The following is an 18,001-nucleotide window of genomic DNA, read 5'->3' as shown; positions in this document are numbered from 1 at the left end:
CTCCGGCGCGCCGCCCCCCGCGGGCCGGACCGCGGCCCGTGCCGCGGCCGGGCCGGAGGGGGCACCGTGCGCGTCGGCGGCCGGTGCGTAACCGACCGCGGGCGCCGCCAACCCACCCGCCAGCGCCTGCCGTTCGAGCCGGTCCAGCCGGGACTGGACCGAGCGCTCGTCCCCGTACGCGGCGGGCAGCAGCACCCGGGCGCAGATCAGCTCAAGCTGCAGCCGGGGCGAGGTGGCACCCCGCATCTCGGTCAGCCCCGCGTTGACCACGTCGGCCGCGCGGCTCAGCTCGGCGGCGCCGAAGACCGAGGCCTGCGCCGCCATCCGCTCCACCACGTCGGCCGGTGCGTCGATCAGGCCCTTCTCGCCCGCGTCCGGCACCGCCGCCAGGATCACCAGGTCACGCAGCCGCTCCAGCAGGTCGGCGACGAACCGCCGGGGATCATGGCCGCCCTCGATGACCCGGTCCACCACCTCGAACGCCGCCGCACCGTCGCCCGAGGCGAAGGCGTCCACGATGTCGTCCAGCAGCGCGCCGTCGGTGTAGCCGAGCAGCGCGGTGGCCATCGCATAGGTCACCCCGCCCTCACCGGCGCCCGCGAGCAGCTGGTCCATCACCGACATCGAGTCCCGCACCGAGCCCGCACCGGCCCGCACCACCAGCGGGAACACCCCGTCCTCCACCGGGATCGACTCGCGCTCGCACACCTGCGCCAGGTAGTCCCGCAGCGTGCCGGGCGGCACCAGCCGGAACGGGTAGTGGTGGGTGCGCGACCGGATGGTGCCGATGACCTTCTCCGGCTCGGTGGTCGCGAAGATGAACTTCAGGTGCTCCGGCGGCTCCTCGACCACCTTCAGCAAGGCGTTGAAGCCCGCTGAGGTGACCATGTGCGCCTCGTCGATGATGTAGATCTTGTAGCGGCTGGAGGCGGGTCCGAAGAACGCCTTCTCCCGCAGGTCACGTGCGTCGTCCACACCACCGTGCGAGGCGGCGTCGATCTCGATCACGTCGATGGAGCCCGGGCCGCCGCGGGCCAGGTCACGGCAGGACTGGCACTCGCCGCACGGCGTAGGCGTCGGCCCCTGCTCGCAGTTCAGGCAGCGGGCCAGGATCCGGGCGCTGGTCGTCTTGCCGCAGCCGCGTGGGCCGCTGAACAGGTACGCGTGGTTGACCCGGTTGTTCCGCAGCGCCTGCTGCAACGGGTCAGTGACGTGTTCCTGCCCGATGACCTCGGCGAAGGTCTCGGGACGGTAGCGGCGGTACAGAGCGAGCGACACGCCTACGACGATATCGGGGCGCACTGACAACCGGCGCCGCACCGGAGGATCTCGGCCCCCCGACGGAGCTCACGGCTTCTTGGCGGCGCGCTTGGCCTCCTGCTTGTAGGCGCGGACCTTGTCCAGTGACTCGGGGCCGGTGATGTCGGCCACCGAGCGGTACGAGCCCTGCTCGCCGTAGCCTCCGGCGGCCTCCCGCCAGCCCTCGGGGCATACGCCGAGCCGCTTGCCCAGCAGGGCCAGGAAGATCTGTGCCTTCTGCTTACCGAAGCCCGGCAGTTCGCCCAGCCGCTTGAGCAGTTCCCGGCCGGTACCGGCGTCGCGCCAGATCCCGGTGGGGTCACCGTCGTAGTGCGCCACGAGGTACTGGCACAGCTGCTGCACGCGCTTGGCCATGGATCCCGGGTAGCGGTGGACGGCGGGCTTCTCGGAGAGCAGCGCGGCGAACGCCTCCGGGTCCTGGGCGGCGATCTCCCGGGCGTCCAGGTCATCCGCGCCCATCCGCTTGGCGATGGTGTACGGGCCGGAGAAGGCCCACTCCATCGGGACCTGCTGGTCGAGGAGCATCCCGATGAGCAGGGCGAGCGGGCTGCGGCTGAGCAGTTCGTCGGCCTCCGGCCGCTGGGCCAGGCAAAGGGTGACGGTCACGCCTCCATGCTGGCAGGGCGGTGCGGCTGGTGCCGGACGGCACGCGGCCCGCGCCGTGGTCCGACACCGCCGAGGAAGCACCGCCGACGAAGCACCGCCGCAGCCGCGGGCGACCACGGCGGCTCGACCCGGCGCCCGGACCAACCGCCGCCGCCAACCATGCGGCCGCCCCCGCCGGGGAGGCGGCGCTACGTCGGCGGCGGATCTCCACCGGACGTCACACCCGGGAACGGGCGACCTCGACGTTCTCCAGCACACCCAGGGCGTCCGGAACCAGTACCGCGGCCGAGTAGTAGGCGCTGACCAGGTAGGAGATGACGGCCTTGTCGCTGATGCCCATGAACCGCACGTTCAGGCTGGGCTCGTACTCGTCCGGGATGCCGGTCTGGTGCAGGCCGATCACGCCCTGGTCGTCCTCGCCGGTGCGCATGGCGAGGATGGAGGTGGTGTGCCCGTCGGCGATCGGGATCTTGCCGCACGGGAAGATCGGCACGCCCCGCCAGGACGGCACCCTGTGCCCGTTGACATCCACGCTCTCCGGGTAGATCCCGCGGTTGCTGCACTCCCGGCCGAACGCGGCGATCGCCCTGGGATGGGCCAGCAGCAGCTTGGTGCTGCGCCGCATGGCCAGCAGCTCGTCCAGGTCGTCGGGGGTGGGCGGTCCCGAGTGGGTCTGGATGCGCTGGTCGTGGTCGGCGTTGTGCAGCAGGCCGAAGTCGCGGTTGTTGACCAGCTCGTACTCCTGGCGTTCGCGCAACGCCTCGATGGTGAGCCGCAGTTGCTGCTCGATCTGGTCCATCGGCTCGTTGTAGAGGTCGGCGACCCTGCTGTGCACCCGCAACACCGTCTGCGCGACGCTCAGTTCGTATTCGCGGGGGGCGAGTTCGTAGTCCACGAACGTGCCGGGCAGCTCGTGCTCGCCCTCGTGGCCCGAGGCCAGCTCGATCTCGGCCTCGCCGCGCTTGTTCATCGGCTGCTGGGCGTCGGCGATGAACTGCAGGACCGCGGCGCGCAGTTCCTCGGAGCGGTCCGCCAGTTCCTGGAACGCGGGCCACGGCAGCACCAGCAGGGTGCCGGAGGTGACGGCCTTGGCGGTGGTCAGCCAGGTGGCGTCGGCCTGCATCAGCGCCTCGTCGCCGAGGTGGTCGCCGTCCGCCAGCACGCCCAGGACGCTGCTCTCGCCGTACTTGCCGCGACCGATCTTGTTGATCTTGCCGTGGGCGATCAGGAAGACCTCGTCGATCGGCTGGCCCGCCTCGACGATCACTTCGCCCTGCTCGAAGTCCCGTTGGGTGAAGCGGGACGCCAACTCCTCCAGCAGCGCGTCGTCCTCGAAGCCGCGCAGCACCGGGACCTCGCGCAGCGAGGGCGGCACCACACGCACCTCGGCGCCGGTCTTGACGAAGCTGACCCGGCCGCGGCCGATGGCATAGGTCAGGCGGCGGTTGACCCGGTAGGTGCCGCCGTGCACCTGTACCCAGGGCAGCATCCGGATCAGCCAGCGCGAGGAGATGCCCTGCATCTGCGGCTTGGACTTGGTGGTGGTCGCCAGGTTCCGCGCCGCGGCGGTGCTCAGGCTGAGCCGCGTCTGGTCTTCCGCTTGTCCCGGCTCGGCTGCGATCGACATCTGAAGCCCTTCCGTTGGATGACGGCCTGGGAAGGCCTCACACCGGGCCGGGCAGCCCGCCGTGAACACCGTCCACGTTCCGAGAAAAGCGGATGGTTCGATCACCGTTCAATGGCGTACTGTCGCGCGCCAACGCGCGCGCGGGCGCTCGGACATCACCCGCCTCCTCCGTTACGCCCCCCTCGATCACGTTTGGCGGCGGCCGCCGCGGGCCAGTGCTGTCGGGCTTGCCATGCGGATTGCGGAATTCTGTGTTCCGCTGGACGGACCTACTGATGAACGCGCCCCAGCGGGCGGACGAACGCGGTCCGGTGAGGTTTCGGCCGTGTCGTACGGCGTGGGGCGCCGAGAGGTATCCGACCCGACCTTCGACAAGGCAAGGGGGCCTCCTCGTGTCAGTGCCGTGTTCTCCCTCGCTCCGTCGCCCGCGTCGGCCGCGGGCCGCCGTAGTCCTGCTGCTCGGGGTGGTCCTGCCGCTCACCGCATGCGGTGGCGGGGCCACTCACCACGTCCCCCAGGCACCGAGCACCCCGGGGTCGCCGACGACCACGGGCGCACGGGGTTCGAGTCCGGCCAACACACCGGGGGTGACCCAGTTGCCGCACGCCAGCAGTCCACCGCTCGCCGCCGCGCCGTCCGTCCACACCGCGCAGAGCGCGGGATGTGTCGACCGGGTCATGTCGCGGATGTCCGCCGCCCAGCGCGTCGGGCAGCTGTTCATGAGCGCGGTCAGCACCTCCGGGGTCACCTCGGCGGAGTCCGCCGCACTGAGCGGGCACGACGTCGGTTCGGTCATCCTGATGGGACGCAGCAACGCCGGAGTGCGGTCGATCCGGAACATCACCGACCAACTCCAGTCCATGGCACCGACGATCGACGGCACGAAGGTGCGACTGTTCACCGCGGCCGACCAGGAGGGCGGCAAGGTCCAGATCCTGAACGGACCGGGCTTCTCCACCATGCCGAGCGCCGTGGTGCAGGGGCAGTGGCCACCGTCCCGGCTCCAGGCCCAAGCGGCCGAATGGGGACGGCAGTTGCACGCCGCCGGGGTCAACCTGGACCTCGCGCCGATCGTCGACGTGGTCCCCGCCAGCATCGGCACCCAGAACCAGCCCATCGGCGCGCTGCGGCGGGAGTACGGCGACAACCCGACGACGGTCGCCCGGGCCAGCGGCGCGTTCATCCACGGGCTGACGCGGGCCGGGGTGGACGCGACCATCAAGCACTTCCCCGGACTCGGACTGGTGCGCGGCAACACCGACTTCACGGCGAACGTGACCGACAGCGTCACCACGCGCAACAGCCCCAACCTGGAGACGTTCCGCAACGGGATCAGGGCCGGAGCGCGGTTCACGATGGTCTCAAGCGCCACCTACTCACGCATCGACCCGCACAACCTGGCCGCGTTCTCCTCCGTGCTGCTACGGGACGTGCTCCGCGGTGACCTGGGCTTCAACGGCGTGATCATCTCCGACGACCTGGGGCACGCGGTGGCGGTGCGCGCGGTACCGGCGGGCGACCGCGCGCTGCGGTTCCTGGCGGCGGGCGGCAACATGATCCTCACCGTGGACCCGGCCACCGTCGCCCCCATGACCGGCGCCATCCTCAGCCGCCTGGGCAGCGACGCGGCGCTGCGCGCCCACGTCGACGACAGCGTGCGGCGGATCCTCACCGCGAAGATGGCCTCCGGCCTGCTGCGTTGCGGCTGAGCGCTGCGCTGGGGGTGTGACGATGTGCCGTCGACCGTCTGCAGCACCGTTGTGGCTGGTCGCGCCCCCGCGGCGGAGCCGCACATGAACACAGCCCCGCGCCCCTCCAGGGCGCTACCGAACCACAGCGGACGCGAGGCCCAACCCGGTGGAAGGGGCGCTATACCGAAACCGCCCGCTCATAAAGGGACTTGACGCTCGCGCCGAAAGCCACGCTGTAGGAGATGTCGGCGGTGTAGCCGCCCTGCTGGTAGCCGCCGATGACGCCGATCACCATGCCGGAGCCGACGACCCAGGGGCTGCCGCTCGTGCCGCCGGTGAAGCCGGTGCAGTAGATCCGCAACTGGGTGCCGCTGTAGGCGGAGATGCGGTTGGTGCAGGTGATCGGGGTCTGCGTGGCCTGCGGGTAACCGGTGATCGTGACCGGGCTGTCGGTGCCCTGGTCGATCCCCAGCGCGTAACCGCCCACCACCGACTGGACGGTGCGGCCGTTCAGCGGCTCCACCACCGCGAACGCCACATCATGGTCCTGGTCGGAACCGGCCGACCACTGCGCGTCGACCACGATGCGCCGCAACCGCCAGACGCCGTAAGGGGCGTTGCCGTCGTGGTAGCCCGGGACGAACACGTCCGACGTGGACCCCAGGCAGTGGGCCGCGGTCACGATCAGATCGCCGCCCGGGCTGTTCACCACGCTCGCCGTGCAGTGGTGCGCGCCGTTCAGGCCGCCGTTGAACACCGCCCCGATCTGCGGGGCCAGTTGGGACACCGGCACGGCGTGGGAGACACCGGGGTCCGCGAGGACATCGGCGGCGGGCACGGCGTCCGCCAGCCGACTGGCGGTGGCCACACCACCGCCAGTGACGAAGGTGCAGGCCACCAGCGCCGCGATGGCCCATGACCGGAGCCTGATCCGGCTGGTCCCGCCATGGCGCGCCCGCCTGAAGTTCCGCATACCCGACCCCTCACGTCCCTGTTCTTCGTGCGTAACGGAACGATCACGTCCCGCGCTGAGACGGGGATGTGAGCCGTCTGAGAGTCATCTGATTTCGGCCGGTTGCATGCGGTCGTTCCGCAGGGCGGGAGGTGGGCACCACCGGCCACCAGCCCGCACCTGCGGGGCCACCGTCAGGCCGCCGTTGGACTCCTCCCTATAACGACCGTGGCGCCCATTTCCTCACACCTCGTCACCCGGGCGGTGAGCCCGGCCGCACTGAACACCTCAGCGGTATACGGAGCTTGACGCTCACCCGTCTCGATCAGCAGGTGGCCCCCCGGCGCCAGCCACCCCGGCGCCTGCGCGGCCACCCGGCGCTGGACCGCCAGCCCGTCCGCACCTCCGTCCAGCGCCAGCCGCGGCTCATGCTCCCGTGCCTCCGGCGGCAACAGCCCGATGGCCGCACTGGGCACGTACGGCGCGTTGGCCACCAGAACGTCAACACGCCCCCGCAGCACGGCGGGCAGCGGCTCGTACAGGTCCCCCTCGTACACCCGCCCGCCCACGGCGGCCACATTGCGCCGCGCGCACCGCACCGCCGCCGGATCGATGTCGGCGGCATGCAACTCGACCCCGTCCACCGCGGCGGCCACCGCCGCGCCCACCGCGCCGGAGCCGCAGCACAGGTCAACGACCACGCGCCGCCCGGCAGCGAGCCGTACCGCCTCCCGAGCGAGGAACTCGGTACGACGGCGCGGTACGAACACCCCGGAATCGACCTCTACCCGCATCCCGCAGAACTCCGCCCAGCCCAGCACATGTTCAAGCGGTAGACCGACGACCCGTCTGTCCACCATGGCGGCGAGTTCGGCCGGGGTACGTGCCGTGGAGACGATCAACCGCGCCTCGTCCTCGGCGAATACGCAACCGGCGGCCCGAAGCCTGCTGACGATGACGGGTTCAGTAAGAGATGACGCTGACGCGGAACGCGACATGGGAGCCTTTCGAATGACGAAGGGCGCCCTGGCGGTCCCACCTACACCAGGTGGGCCGTACAGCCGTGGGACGAGGGCACCCGGCCTGCTACAGCGGTAATGGGTCCCACCTCCTCGGTCGCGTGCCTGCTGGGAACGGCAACGATACCCGACCACCGCCAGCCACCCGCCCGGTTTTCCGGCCTGGCGCGAGAAAGCCGGGCAGTCGGTTTGTCGGCCGTTCAACTTCCGTCCGTGGCCAGTACACAACCGGTCGCTAGTCATGACGCGAGCACGCCGCCCAAGTCCTCAGCGTCGACTGGAGTACCTCGTGACCCGCCGTTCCATTCGCCTGGCCGCCGCCCTCGGCGTCGCCACCACTCTCGCCGGGGGTTCGCTCGCCGCGGCGTCGCAGCCGTCCGGCTCCCCGGCCGCGCCGCACAAGGCCGCCGCCGCCAAGCACGTGCTGCTGCTGTCCGTAGACGGCCTGCACCAGTCGGACCTGGCCTGGTACGTCGCCAAGCACCCCACCTCGGCGCTGGCCAGGCTGGTGCGCGGCGGCGTGCAGTACACCAACGCGCACACCACCACGCCCTCGGACTCCTTCCCCGGGATGACCGCCCAGGTCACCGGCGGCGGCCCGGGCACCACCGGCGTCTACTACGACGACGTGTACGACCACGCCCTGCTTCCGGCCGGAACCACCGACTGCAAGGGCGTCAAGCCCGGTGCCGAGGTGGACATGACCGAGGACATGGACAAGAACAAGGCCGCCCTCGACGCCGGTCAGGGCCTGAAGCACCTGCCCGGCGACATCCTGCGGATGACCGGCCAGCCGCGCGGCCTGCTCGACCCGAGCAAGCTGCCGGTCGACCCCACGACCTGCAAGCCGGTGTACCCGCACTCGTACCTGCGGGTGAACACCGTCTTCAACGTGGCCCGCGACGCCGGGCTGCGCACCGCCTGGTCGGACAAGCACATCGCCTACGACATACTGAACGGCCCCTCCGGTACGGGCATCCAGGACCTGTTCTCCCCGGAGATCAACAGCGACGCCCCGGGCGGCGGCGACTGGACCACCGACAACAAGGCCACCGAGCAGTACGACGGCTACAAGGTCCGGGCCGTCCTCAACGAGATCGACGGCTACGACCACTCCCGTGGCCACAAGGTCGGCACCCCGGCGATCTTCGGCATGAACTTCCAGTCGGTCTCCACCGCCCAGAAGCTCCCCGCCTCCGACGGCCTCAAGGGCGGCTACGCCGCGAAGGGCGTGCCCGGGCCGCTGCTGCGCAAGAACCTCGACTTCGTCAACAGCGAGGTCGGTGCGCTGGTCAAGGAGATCCAGGCGAAGGGGCTGGCCTCCAGCACGGACATCATCCTGTCCGCCAAGCACGGCCAGTCGCCGACCGACCCCAACGCCCTCACCCGCGTCGACGACGGCCCGCTGCTCGACGGGCTCAACGCCGCGTGGAAGAAGCAGCACCCCGGCGCCGGTGACCTCGTCGCGCACTCCGTTGACGACGACGGCATGCTGCTGTGGCTCAACGACCGCTCCGCTGAGGCCACATCGTTCGCCAAGCGGTACCTGCTCGCCCAGAGCGGCCAGGGCAACGACATCAACGGCAACGCCAAGGCGTTCACCACCGGCGGCCTGGCCAAGGTCTACGCGGGCCGGGAAGCCGCCGAGTACTTCGGCGTCAAGCCTGGTGACCCGCGCGTGCCGGACCTGTTCGGCATCGCCAAGTACGGCGTGGTCTACACCGGCGGCAAGAAAAAGATCGCGGAACACGGCGGCGCCCACGCCGACGACCTGAACGTCCCGCTCGTCGTCTCCGGCGCGGGCACCCCGGCGGGCGTCACCGAGCCCGGCCAGGTCAGGACCGCCCAGATCGCGCCGACGATCCTGTCCCTGCTGGGCTTGGACCCGCACGGCCTTGAGGCGGTCCAGAAGGAGCACACCCGGGTCCTGCCGCTCCACTGAGCCACAGCTTGACGGAAGACCACGAGGGCCTCGACCGGTCACCGGCCGGGGCCCTCGTCGCGCTCAACCGCGTGCTGCGGCCCTGGCCCAGGGCGGAAGCTCCTACCCCACAGCCTTGAAGAGGACTGGCTCTGATCAGTTTGACCTTGTCGCAGCGGCAACGTTTCTACTGAAGGGCATGCGCATCGGAGAGCTCGCCGCGATCGCCGGCGTCACCACCCGCACCGTGCGGCACTACCACCGCATCGGCCTGCTGCCCGAACCCGCACGGCAGCCCAACGGCTACCGCGAGTACGGCCTGCGCGACGCCGTCGAGTTGGCCCGCGTACGCCGACTCACCGAGCTCGGGCTGAGCCTCGACGAGGTTCGCGACGCCCTCGCCGACGACGCTGGCAAGAACCTGCACGAGATCCTCACCGAGCTCGACGCCGACCTCGCCCGCCAGGAAGAGGCGATCAGGCAGCGCCGCGCCCGCCTCGCCGAGCTCCTGCGGCGCGCGGACACCGGCGGCCTGCCACCCGAGGGCCCGGTCTCACCGGAACTCGCCGTGTTCTTCGACGACATGGCCCGCGTTACGGCCGTACGCCCCGGCCCCGAACCCGCCATGGCGGCGAAGGAGCGCGAGCTTCTCGCGCTGCTGGACGCGGCAGCGGACGCGGGCCACCGCGTGTGGCTCATGACGATGATGCGGACGCTCAGCTCCAACGAGGACGCGATCGCGCGGGCGTACGAGATCTACGCGCGGCTGGACGAGCTCGCCGACGCCGCGACCGACGACCCTCGCATCCCGAAGCTGGCCCGAGCCATCGCGGACAGCATGCCGGAGGAGGTCGCCCGGTCCGCGGCCGAGGGTGCCACCCGCGCCGGGAACGAGGACGGTGGGGGGTTCGCGGAGGCGTTCTTCGCGGACTTCCCGCCCGCACAGGCTCAAGTCCTGCGCCGTGCGATGCTCCTGCTCCAGGAGCGGGGAGCACGGTGAACACGCTGCGCGGGACCATCCGCTGGACCCTGCTCGCCCTGCTCCTCGGCAGAGTCGCGCTCGTGCTGTGCCTGGCTTACGGGGCGGCGATACCCGTGCCGGTGATGCACGCGGTCGAGGCCAGCTTGCTCGCGCCAGCTGCGGCGCTGGCCGTACCGCTGAGCGCGGACTACCGCCGACACCGGCGTGATGGCATGACTCCCCGGGCGGCGGCTCGCGAAGCCGTACGGGACGCGGTCCCGGTCAGCCTCCGCCGCCTGACCGTCCACGAGGTCAGACTCCTCACCAGTTTCTGCCGCTGGCTCACCCGCCGTCCGCCGCACGGCGTCGGCCCCGGAGATCTCGCCGTGCGGTACGCCACGGGCCAGTCCTTCGTGTTCTACGGCTTCCTCTTCGTCTCGGTGGTCGAGACCGTGGCACTGGCGCTGCTCATCCCCTGGCCGGTCGTACACGCCGTCTTCCTGGTGGTCGACATCTGGGGCTGCTACTTCGTCATCGCCCTGCACGCCTCCTGCGCCGTACACCCGCACGTGGTGGCGGCGGACGGCTCGCTGCGCCTTCGCTACGGCGTGCTGCTGGAGATCCGGGTGCCCGCGGAGCTCATCGCCCGCGCCCGCTTGGAGCGCCGCTACCCCACCGGTGGACGCCTGGCGCAGCTGCACGACGACGGCGCGCTGGACCTGTCGGTCGGCGGACAGACGACCGTCACCGTGCAGCTCTCCGAGCCGGTGCGCTTCGTACGCCCGCTGGGCAAGGAGGCCGAGGCGCGGGTGCTGCGCTTCTACGCCGACGACCCGGCGCCGACCGTGACCGCGCTCACCGCGAGCACGCAGCGCACCGACGGCACACCGGCTCCGCCCGAGCAGCTCGGCAAGCCCAACCGCGACCAAAACTGAAGCCAACCGCCAACGAGGCCCCGGCACGCGGTCGGCCGGGCCTTGGTCACGCCATGCACCACGGCGTGACGGCCGAGGCGGCTTAACGGGCGACGTAGCCGCCGTCGAGCGGAAGCGCGACCCCGATGACGAAGCTGGCTCCGGGGCCGCACAGCCACAGGACGGCTTGAGCGACTTCCTCGGCGGCCCCGAGCCGGTTGATGGGTTGATTGACCTCCGCCTCCGCCCGGTCGAGCTCTCTTTCGCGATCATGGCGCTGACCATCGGAGTGTCGATGGTGCCGGGGCAGATGGCGTTGATGCGGATGCCTCGCGCAGCGTATTCGAGAGCAGGGCTGGTGGTCAGGCCGATCACGCCGTGCTTGGAGGCGTGGTAGGAGGCGCGGCCGGGAAGGCCGACGAGACCGCCGAGCGAGGAGCAGTTGACGATGGCGCCGCTTCCCTGGGCACGCATGTGGCGCAGCTCGTGCTTCATGCAGGCCCAGACACCGCTTGGGCAATACCGCCCGCAGCCGGGGGAGGGAGGCGACCGCGCGAACGAAGCGAAGGTCTGCCTCGAACCGACGCGCCGCCTCGGCGACGCACACCACACCGCAGGAACGGTTCTTCTGAACCTGGGCGTCCCCAACATGGTCGTCGACGCGATCATGGGCTGGGAGCCCGGGAAGTCGGCTCGCATGCGGCGCCGGTACCAGCACCTGACTGGCCGTGTCCTTCGCGATACCGCTGACAAGGTCGGTGGGTTGTTGTGGGGAGCCAAGCCGGACCGACGCATAAAGTTCCCGCCCATAGCCTTTGCGCACTGCCCTGATGACTGTCCGGCGCCACCGAGACGGCGTGGGCCGCCGACACGGGGCTTCGATGAGACGGTTTATGCGTTCTTGAGTGTGTCGAGATGCCGCCGCAGTACCCGCCGCATGGTGGCTGGGGACATGTGATCCGGCCGCAGGACCGCCTGCAAGGTGAGGCCGTCGATCAGGGCGGTAAGACGCAGGCTCTCCAGTGGGATATCGGTGTCGTTCGGGAGACTGCCCATGCGGTGCGCTTCGCGCAGGACACGGGTGATCACCGCGCGCGAGTTCTCGTCCCACTCGGCTACTCGTGAGCGCAGTTCCGGGCGGGTGCGGGCCGCCGTGGTGAACGCCAGGACCAGGGTGGCCTGTTCGTGGCGCGCCGCGTCAAGGGGGAGGAACTCCTCCAGCAGTTCCTGTGCGGCGGCGCGGCGGTCGATGCCGGGATCAGGAGACAGCAGACGCTCGGCGTGCATGCGGATGCGTTCGCCGACACGGCGGGCCAGCTCGTCCATAGCGAAGATCATCAGCTCGGCGTGGTCGCGGAAGTAGTGGCGGACCGAGCCGATGGCCAGGCCCGCTTCCCTGGCGATGCTCCGCAGGGACGCGTGTTCCAGGCCGTCGCGAGCGCTGACCCGGAAGACGGCTTCGGCCACGGCTCGGCGGCGGGCTTCGGGGTCCACGATCTTCGGCACGTTGCCTTTTATAGCACGACCGCGCTAAATTCTTTTTTTAGCACGGACGAGCTACAAAGATGTGGGGTTGGGGATGAGCACATGGCTGGTCGTGACGTTGATCGCGGTCGTCGCCGTCATTGTGGTGGTCAAGCGATTGATCGGTGAGCCTCTCAACGTGCGCGATCTGTTCGTGCCGCCGATCGCGCTGATCGGCGTGGGCGTCTGGCTACTGTGTGAGACCGACGGGCTGACCCGTGCCGATATCGCATGGGCGACCGCAGGCGCTGCCCTGGGGCTCGCACTGGGCGCCGTGCGCGGGATGACCATCCGGGTCTTCGACAAAGGCGGCGTGCTGTGGCAGCGCTACACCGGCCGCACCTTCCTGGTCGTCGTCGCCTCCCTGGCGGCCTCTGCCGGGTTCGGACTGTTCGCGACGGCTATGGGCATGCACGAGGGGGCGCGGCCAGTGCAACTGTCCATCGGAGTGGGGTTCCTCGGCGAGGCACTGGTCGTCGGACGCCGCGCACTGGCGACCGGGATCCCCTTCGCCCCGGAGACGAGGCGCCGTTGGTGAGCGCCGGACTCAGATCTGGAGCCGCAGACGTACCGCTGCGACGGTGACGGCGCCTCGGAGCGCGTCCACCCTTCTTCGCTCTGGTTGCTACGGCCCGGAAGTCCACTCCAGAGCTTGCGCGGCCAGGCGCCAGCGGCTGACTCGCGAACGGACCTTGGCGCTGCCGTGGGTCTCCACGGTGAGGTAACTGCAACCAAACGCCAACGAGGCCCCGGACCGATCACCGGTCCAGGGCCTCGCCTTGCCTGTGCAGGCGGCTGCGGCGGATAAATTCCCTCGGGGCTGCTGGGCGTCGGTGTGCTGGTACGGCTGGCCCTGGCCGTCCTCACCGGGGGCGGAACCGGTGCCGGCCGGGCAGCCGACGCGCCCGCCGCAGACCCGGCATCGGTGCAAGATCCAGGCGATCGGCTCGCCGGAACCCGGTGGCCGCGCTGGAGGTGCGGACCGCTGGCGGCTGGCGACGGCTGCCCCGCACCGACTACAACTACTTCCTGTCCGCCGAATGGCACCGGCTGCGGCGGGGCGCTCTGGATCACCGACGTCTACGGGGAGCAGCTGACCGTCGACGGCATCGCCGTGCAGCCGGACGCCGCGCAGCCGATCGGCGTCCAGTTCGCCCGGCATTGACCAGCCCGCCGGTCAGCCTTCAACGGCCCGCAAAGAGCACGAGCGCCGTTCGAATACTGGGCACTGTTAGGCTGCACCCCCGTTGTTGTTGAATGCGCAACCAACGCGCACGTCATTGCCAGGAGAGGGCGACCGGGGGATGGTCCTCGATGACGCGTCCGCGGAGTTCCATGAATTCTTCGAACGCCACTATGCCGAACTCGCCCGTCTGGCACACCTCCTGACCGGGGAGACCGACGCGGCGGACGACCTCGCGGCGGATGCCCTGGTCGCCCTGTGGCAGCGCTGGGACCGGTTGCGGCAGGCCGACCACCCGCTCGCCTACGCCCGTGGCGTGGTGGCCAACCTGGCGCGGGGACGCATCCGCAGCGCGGTGCGCGAGCGACGCCGGATCACGCTGTTCTGGTCCCGCAGCCCCGAGAAGGTGGAGGGGCCGGACACGGCGGCCGTGCTGGACGTCCGCGCGGCGCTCGCCCGGCTGCCGTTCCGCAAGCGCGCCTGCGTGGTGCTGCGGCACGCCTTCGACCTGTCGGAGAAGGACACGGCGGTGGCACTGGGCATCTCGGTCGGCACGGTGAAGAGCCAGACTTCGAAGGGAATGGCCGAGCTGGAAAGGATACTTGGCGCACGAGCGGTCGGGGACCTGGTGGCAGGGAGGAGGAACCGGTGAACGAGGAGATCGCCCGTCGGCTGCGCGAGGCCGCCGAGGCCCACCGGCCCGACCGCGCCAGGATGCTGGCCCGGGTGCAAGGCGGCGTGGCTGGCCCCGCCGTCCGTCACCGCGCGCGGCCGTTCGCGAGGTCTGGGACCAGGGTCGCGCTCGCCGCGCTCGCCGCCGCTGGCATCCTGGCGACCGGCGGCCTCGCCGTCGCCGCCATCGTCGCGACCTCGAAGCCGTCGGCCACTGTGACCGTGCCTGCCACCCCGTCCCCGACCGTCAGCTCCCCGCAACCGACATCGGCCCGGCCCACCCCTGTCGGGCCGGGCCCGGTCACCACCCCGGGCAGCTCGCGCCCGACTCCGCCGGCCACCAGTCCTTCGTCGGCCGCCGGCGAGAGCCGGAACGGGGCGCTGTGGTCGGCCGGCTCGGTGGACCCGCACAGCACCGTCTACTGGACGCAGAGCAACCTCGTCCTCAAGACGACCCAGCCGCTCACCTCGCTCACGATCGAGATGCGGATCGTGCAGACCGGCGGGGTGAAGAACACCGGCACCTGGCAGACCCTGCCGAGTGGTGACTTCACCGTCACCGCCCAGGAGGCCGGTGGCACGCTGGTCTACCGCTGGGTCCTCAAGCCGGGCCTGACCGTGCCGGCCGGGAGCTATGAGTTTGCCGCCCAGTTCAACAACGGCGCCGGCGTGCGCAGCGCCGCGGGCGACGACTACCGCGTCGACGCGCAGGGTTCGGGCGGCCCCGCGTCGGTCCGGGGAGGGTTCGTCCCGACCCGGTGAACGCCGCTGTGCGGCACGGGATGAGTCCCTTTTGCCGCACAGCTCGATGGGAGAACAAGTACCCGAACTGCTGGTACGGGAGGGTCCAGTCGGCCAGGCCAGCGTTGGTCCCGTCGGCGTAGGTGGCCTCCATGGTGGCCAGCTGGTCGCCGTGGAACTGAGTTGGGGATGGTGTTGGCGGCCGTGAAATTCTTCCCTCGATCGCGGCAACCTTTGTGTGCGTGGTGGCAACTGGCGGGTAACCGGGGCCGGATCAAGGCCCGCTGTGCCAGAAGGACATGCCGTTGTCAGATCAGAACCGCTCTCATCGCCGCCGTCCGGCAACCCGCCGTGTGCTCGCCGCCGCCGTCGTTCTCGCCGCCGCAGGTGCTGCTGTACCGCTGGTCGCCCAAGCCGCGCACACGCCGAAGGCCCGTCCGCTGACCTTGGCCGGCGCAGCGGCCAGCAGCGGCCGCTACTTCGGCACGGCGGTGTCCTCGGGCAGGCTCGGCGACTCGACGTACTCCACGATTCTCGACCGGGAATTCAACATGATCACCCCGGAGAACGAGATGAAGTGGGACACCACCGAACCCTCCCGCGGATCGTTCAACTTCGCCCCCGCCGACTCAATCGTCAGCCACGCCACCGCGCACGGGCAGCGAATGCGCGGCCACACCCTGGTCTGGCATTCCCAGCTGCCCGGCTGGGTGAAGTCCATCACCGACGCCAACACCCTGCGTAGTGCGATGGACAACCACATCACCGCCGAGATGAACCACTACAAGGGCAGGATCTACGCCTGGGACGTGGTCAACGAAGCCTTCGCCGACGGCGGCAGCGGTCAGCACCGCAGCTCCGTGTTCCAGGATGTGCTGGGCAACGGCTTCATCGAGGAGGCGTTCCGCGCCGCACGGGCCGCTGACCCCTCGGCCAAGCTCTGCTACAACGACTACAACATCGAGAACTGGTCCGACGCCAAGACGCAGGGCGTCTACAGCATGGTCAAGGACTTCAAGTCCCGCGGCGTACCGATCGACTGCGTCGGCTTCCAGAGCCACTTCGGCGCCGACGGCCCGCCGACCAGTTTCCAGACCACCCTGTCCAAGTTCGCCGCGCTCGGCGTGGACGTCCAGATCACCGAGCTGGACATCGCCCAGGCGTCGCCGACGGCGTACGCCAACGCCGTCCAGGCGTGCGTGAACGTCGCTCGGTGCACGGGCGTCACGGTGTGGGGCATCCGCGACAGCGACTCCTGGCGCACCGGTGAGAACCCACTGCTGTTCGACGCGGGCGGCAACAACAAGCCCGCCTACAACGCGGTACTCACCGCCCTGGGCGGCAGCAGCGGCGGCAAGCCGGGCGGGGGCATCACCTCCGGCACCGTCTACACGCTCTCCGACGTGGCCGCCGGACGCGTTCTCGACGAGCCCGCAGGATGGAACGGCAACGGCACCCCGCTCCAGGTGTGGGACGCCAGCGGTGCCTCCAACCAGCAGTGGCGGGCCGGCCGGAACAGCGACGGCTCCTACACTCTGACCAACGTCGCCAGCGGCCGGGTACTGGACGAGCCGGGCAACCAGACGGGCAACGGGACGAGGACGGAGGTCTGGGACTCCAGCGGTGGTGCCAACCAGCACTGGCGGGCCGACCGCAACAGCGACGGCTCCTACACTCTGACCAACGTCGCCAGCGGCCGCGCGCTGGAGATCCCCGGCGGTCAGACCGCCAACGGCACCCCCGTACAGATCCGGGACTCGGGCGGCGGCGCCAACCAGCACTGGAACCTCAGGCCGCTCGCACCGACGGGCGGCACGTGTGCTCTTCCGTCGACATACCGGTGGACGTCGACGGGTGCGTTGGCGCGGCCGGCGAACGGGTGGGCCGCGGTGAAGGACTTCACCGACGTGGTCTACAACGGCAAGCACCTGGTCTACGCGTCGAACGTGTCGGGATCGTCGTACGGCTCGATGGTGTTCAGTCCCTTCACGAACTGGTCGGACATGGCGTCGGCCGGCCAGACCGGGATGAGCCAGGCCGCGGTGGCGCCCACGCTGTTCTACTTCGCGCCCAAGAAGATCTGGGTGCTGGCGTACCAGTGGGGTGGGTGGCCGTTCGTCTACCGCACGTCGAGCGACCCCACCAACCTCAATGGCTGGTCCGCGCCGCAGCCGCTGTTCACCGGCAGCATCCCCAACTCCGGCACCGGCCCGATCGACCAGACCCTGATCGCCGACGGCCAGAACATGTACCTCTTCTTCGCCGGTGACAACGGCAACATCTACCGGGCGAGCATGCCGATCGGGAACTTCCCGGGCAACTTCGGCTCGTCCTACACGACGGTCATGAGCGACTCGACGAAAAACCTGTTCGAGGCACCGCAGGTCTACAAGGTCCAGGGCCAGAACCAGTACCTCATGATCGTTGAGGCTCGTGGTGCGCATGAGCAGCGCTACTTCCGCTCGTTCACGGCCCCCAGCCTGAACGGTGCGTGGACCCCGCAGGCCGCCAGCGAGGACAACCCCTTCGCGGGCAAGGCCAACAGCGGCGCCACCTGGACCAACGACATCAGCCATGGTGACCTGGTACGCGACAACCCCGACCAGACCATGACCATCGACCCCTGCCACCTGCAGTTCCTCTACCAGGGCAAGTCCCCCACCGCGAACGGCCCCTACGACCAACTGCCGTGGTGGCCGGGCCTCCTTACCCTGCAGCGCTGACCTTGCCTCACCCACGGTGATCGCGACCGGGTGCAGTGCGCCGACGCGTAGACGAGCCGTCCACGGCGTGTGCACCTCCACCCGCTGACCGATACTCACCGCCTCGAGGAACCCCAGCCGTGCGTCGGCTGGGGTTCCAATCGTCTG

16 protein-coding genes and 3 pseudogenes are annotated in these 18,001 nt (G+C 70.2%); 10 read left to right on the top strand and 9 right to left on the bottom strand.

Annotated elements, in window-relative coordinates:
* The 4 genes from NON19_RS13910 to NON19_RS13895 form a co-directional block, all read right to left on the bottom strand.
* Window positions 1-1,278 (bottom strand): DNA polymerase III subunit gamma and tau (locus NON19_RS13910; protein ID WP_255927857.1); only part of this gene is annotated, 1,278 nt, incomplete at its 3' end.
* A 69-nt stretch (window positions 1,279-1,347) separates the two neighbouring features.
* Entirely contained in the window at window positions 1,348-1,926 is a 579-nt protein-coding gene (locus NON19_RS13905) for an HhH-GPD-type base excision DNA repair protein (RefSeq protein WP_255927855.1), read from the bottom strand.
* 217 nt (window positions 1,927-2,143) lie between these two features.
* On the bottom strand, window positions 2,144-3,553 hold the full coding sequence (locus NON19_RS13900) for a family 2B encapsulin nanocompartment shell protein (RefSeq protein WP_255927853.1): 1,410 nt from the start codon (window positions 3,551-3,553) through the stop codon (window positions 2,144-2,146).
* A gap of 502 nt (window positions 3,554-4,055) precedes the next feature.
* A complete protein-coding gene (locus NON19_RS13895) occupies window positions 4,056-4,232 on the bottom strand; it encodes a hypothetical protein (protein WP_255927851.1) in 177 nt (58 codons plus the stop codon).
* Between NON19_RS13895 and NON19_RS13890 the strand changes: the two genes are divergently transcribed.
* The gene (locus NON19_RS13890) at window positions 4,231-5,262 is read left to right on the top strand and encodes a glycoside hydrolase family 3 N-terminal domain-containing protein (protein ID WP_255927849.1); all 1,032 of its coding nucleotides are present in this window, start codon (window positions 4,231-4,233) and stop codon (window positions 5,260-5,262) included. The two genes, NON19_RS13895 and NON19_RS13890, sit on opposite strands and share 2 nt — an antisense overlap.
* 160 nt (window positions 5,263-5,422) lie before the next feature.
* Here the strand turns inward: NON19_RS13890 and NON19_RS13885 are convergent, their stop codons facing one another.
* Window positions 5,423-6,217: a trypsin-like serine peptidase gene (locus tag NON19_RS13885; RefSeq protein ID WP_255927847.1), complete on the bottom strand. Its 795-nt coding sequence runs from the start codon at window positions 6,215-6,217 to the stop codon at window positions 5,423-5,425.
* 173 nt (window positions 6,218-6,390) lie between these two features.
* Entirely contained in the window at window positions 6,391-7,194 is an 804-nt protein-coding gene (locus NON19_RS13880) for a putative protein N(5)-glutamine methyltransferase (protein ID WP_255927845.1), read from the bottom strand.
* 310 nt (window positions 7,195-7,504) lie between these two features.
* On the opposite strand from NON19_RS13880, the gene NON19_RS13875 reads away from it, so the two are divergent.
* From NON19_RS13875 to NON19_RS13865, 3 genes are all read left to right on the top strand, one after another.
* Window positions 7,505-9,157: an alkaline phosphatase family protein gene (locus tag NON19_RS13875; RefSeq protein WP_255927843.1), complete on the top strand. Its 1,653-nt coding sequence runs from the start codon at window positions 7,505-7,507 to the stop codon at window positions 9,155-9,157.
* A 178-nt stretch (window positions 9,158-9,335) separates the two neighbouring features.
* Window positions 9,336-10,136, top strand: coding sequence for a MerR family transcriptional regulator (locus NON19_RS13870; RefSeq protein WP_255927841.1), 801 nt, complete (start codon window positions 9,336-9,338; stop codon window positions 10,134-10,136).
* Window positions 10,133-11,032: a hypothetical protein gene (locus NON19_RS13865; RefSeq protein WP_255927839.1), complete on the top strand. Its 900-nt coding sequence runs from the start codon at window positions 10,133-10,135 to the stop codon at window positions 11,030-11,032. Before NON19_RS13870 ends, NON19_RS13865 begins: the two co-directional genes overlap by 4 nt.
* 82 nt (window positions 11,033-11,114) lie before the next feature.
* On the opposite strand, the pseudogene NON19_RS13860 reads toward NON19_RS13865, so the two are convergent.
* Window positions 11,115-11,521: pseudogene (locus NON19_RS13860) on the bottom strand (SDR family oxidoreductase); the annotation flags it as partial.
* A 79-nt stretch (window positions 11,522-11,600) separates the two neighbouring features.
* Between NON19_RS13860 and NON19_RS13855 the strand changes: the two are divergent.
* A pseudogene (locus NON19_RS13855) lies at window positions 11,601-11,969 on the top strand (hypothetical protein); the annotation flags it as partial.
* On the opposite strand, the gene NON19_RS33415 reads toward NON19_RS13855, so the two are convergent.
* Window positions 11,903-12,517 (bottom strand): TetR/AcrR family transcriptional regulator, encoded by a 615-nt coding sequence (locus NON19_RS33415; RefSeq protein WP_255927837.1) that lies wholly within the window; start codon window positions 12,515-12,517, stop codon window positions 11,903-11,905. The pseudogene NON19_RS13855 and the gene NON19_RS33415 sit on opposite strands and share 67 nt — an antisense overlap.
* 73 nt (window positions 12,518-12,590) lie before the next feature.
* Here NON19_RS33415 and NON19_RS13845 point away from each other — a divergent pair, with 73 nt between their 5' ends.
* From NON19_RS13845 to NON19_RS13830, 4 genes and pseudogenes are all read left to right on the top strand, one after another.
* Window positions 12,591-13,073, top strand: a complete 483-nt coding sequence (locus tag NON19_RS13845; RefSeq protein ID WP_255927835.1) for a DUF1453 domain-containing protein — start codon at window positions 12,591-12,593, stop codon at window positions 13,071-13,073.
* Window positions 13,074-13,461: 388 nt separating this feature from the next.
* Window positions 13,462-13,700 (top strand): annotated as a pseudogene (locus tag NON19_RS13840) (expansin EXLX1 family cellulose-binding protein); the annotation flags it as partial.
* A gap of 139 nt (window positions 13,701-13,839) precedes the next feature.
* Entirely contained in the window at window positions 13,840-14,370 is a 531-nt protein-coding gene (locus NON19_RS13835) for a SigE family RNA polymerase sigma factor (RefSeq protein WP_255927833.1), read from the top strand.
* Window positions 14,367-15,152, top strand: a complete 786-nt coding sequence (locus tag NON19_RS13830) for a hypothetical protein (RefSeq protein ID WP_255927831.1) — start codon at window positions 14,367-14,369, stop codon at window positions 15,150-15,152. The genes NON19_RS13835 and NON19_RS13830 overlap by 4 nt, the downstream gene beginning before the upstream one ends.
* Here the strand turns inward: NON19_RS13830 and NON19_RS13825 are convergent.
* Window positions 15,043-15,342 carry a hypothetical protein gene (locus NON19_RS13825; protein WP_372514128.1) on the bottom strand — a complete coding sequence of 100 codons (300 nt, stop codon included), beginning with the start codon at window positions 15,340-15,342 and terminating at the stop codon, window positions 15,043-15,045. The genes NON19_RS13830 and NON19_RS13825 overlap by 110 nt on opposite strands.
* Before the next feature lie 88 nt (window positions 15,343-15,430).
* Between NON19_RS13825 and NON19_RS13820 the strand changes: the two genes are divergently transcribed.
* Complete coding sequence (locus tag NON19_RS13820; protein WP_255927829.1) at window positions 15,431-17,854, top strand: non-reducing end alpha-L-arabinofuranosidase family hydrolase; 2,424 nt, start codon at window positions 15,431-15,433, stop codon at window positions 17,852-17,854.
* Window positions 17,855-18,001 lie beyond the last annotated feature (147 nt).

The organism is Streptantibioticus rubrisoli, from assembly GCF_024436055.1.
In the GTDB taxonomy this organism is placed as follows: domain Bacteria; phylum Actinomycetota; class Actinomycetes; order Streptomycetales; family Streptomycetaceae; genus Streptantibioticus_A; species Streptantibioticus_A rubrisoli.
This window is presented reverse-complemented; position numbering and strand designations above follow the sequence as displayed.

Bases quoted from the DNA above. Each gene is read 5' to 3' on its own strand.
- NON19_RS13820 (WP_255927829.1), top strand. From the start codon at position 15,431: ATGCCGTTGTCAGATCAGAACCGCTCTCATCGCCGCCGTCCGGCAACC.
- NON19_RS13835 (WP_255927833.1), top strand. From the start codon at position 13,840: ATGGTCCTCGATGACGCGTCCGCGGAGTTCCATGAATTCTTCGAACGC.
- NON19_RS13885 (WP_255927847.1), bottom strand. From the start codon at position 6,217: ATGCGGAACTTCAGGCGGGCGCGCCATGGCGGGACCAGCCGGATCAGG.
- NON19_RS13890 (WP_255927849.1), top strand. From the start codon at position 4,231: ATGTCGCGGATGTCCGCCGCCCAGCGCGTCGGGCAGCTGTTCATGAGC.
- NON19_RS13895 (WP_255927851.1), bottom strand. From the start codon at position 4,232: ATGACCCGGTCGACACATCCCGCGCTCTGCGCGGTGTGGACGGACGGC.
- NON19_RS13880 (WP_255927845.1), bottom strand. From the start codon at position 7,194: ATGTCGCGTTCCGCGTCAGCGTCATCTCTTACTGAACCCGTCATCGTC.
- NON19_RS13845 (WP_255927835.1), top strand. From the start codon at position 12,591: ATGAGCACATGGCTGGTCGTGACGTTGATCGCGGTCGTCGCCGTCATT.
- NON19_RS13900 (WP_255927853.1), bottom strand. From the start codon at position 3,553: ATGTCGATCGCAGCCGAGCCGGGACAAGCGGAAGACCAGACGCGGCTC.
- NON19_RS13870 (WP_255927841.1), top strand. From the start codon at position 9,336: ATGCGCATCGGAGAGCTCGCCGCGATCGCCGGCGTCACCACCCGCACC.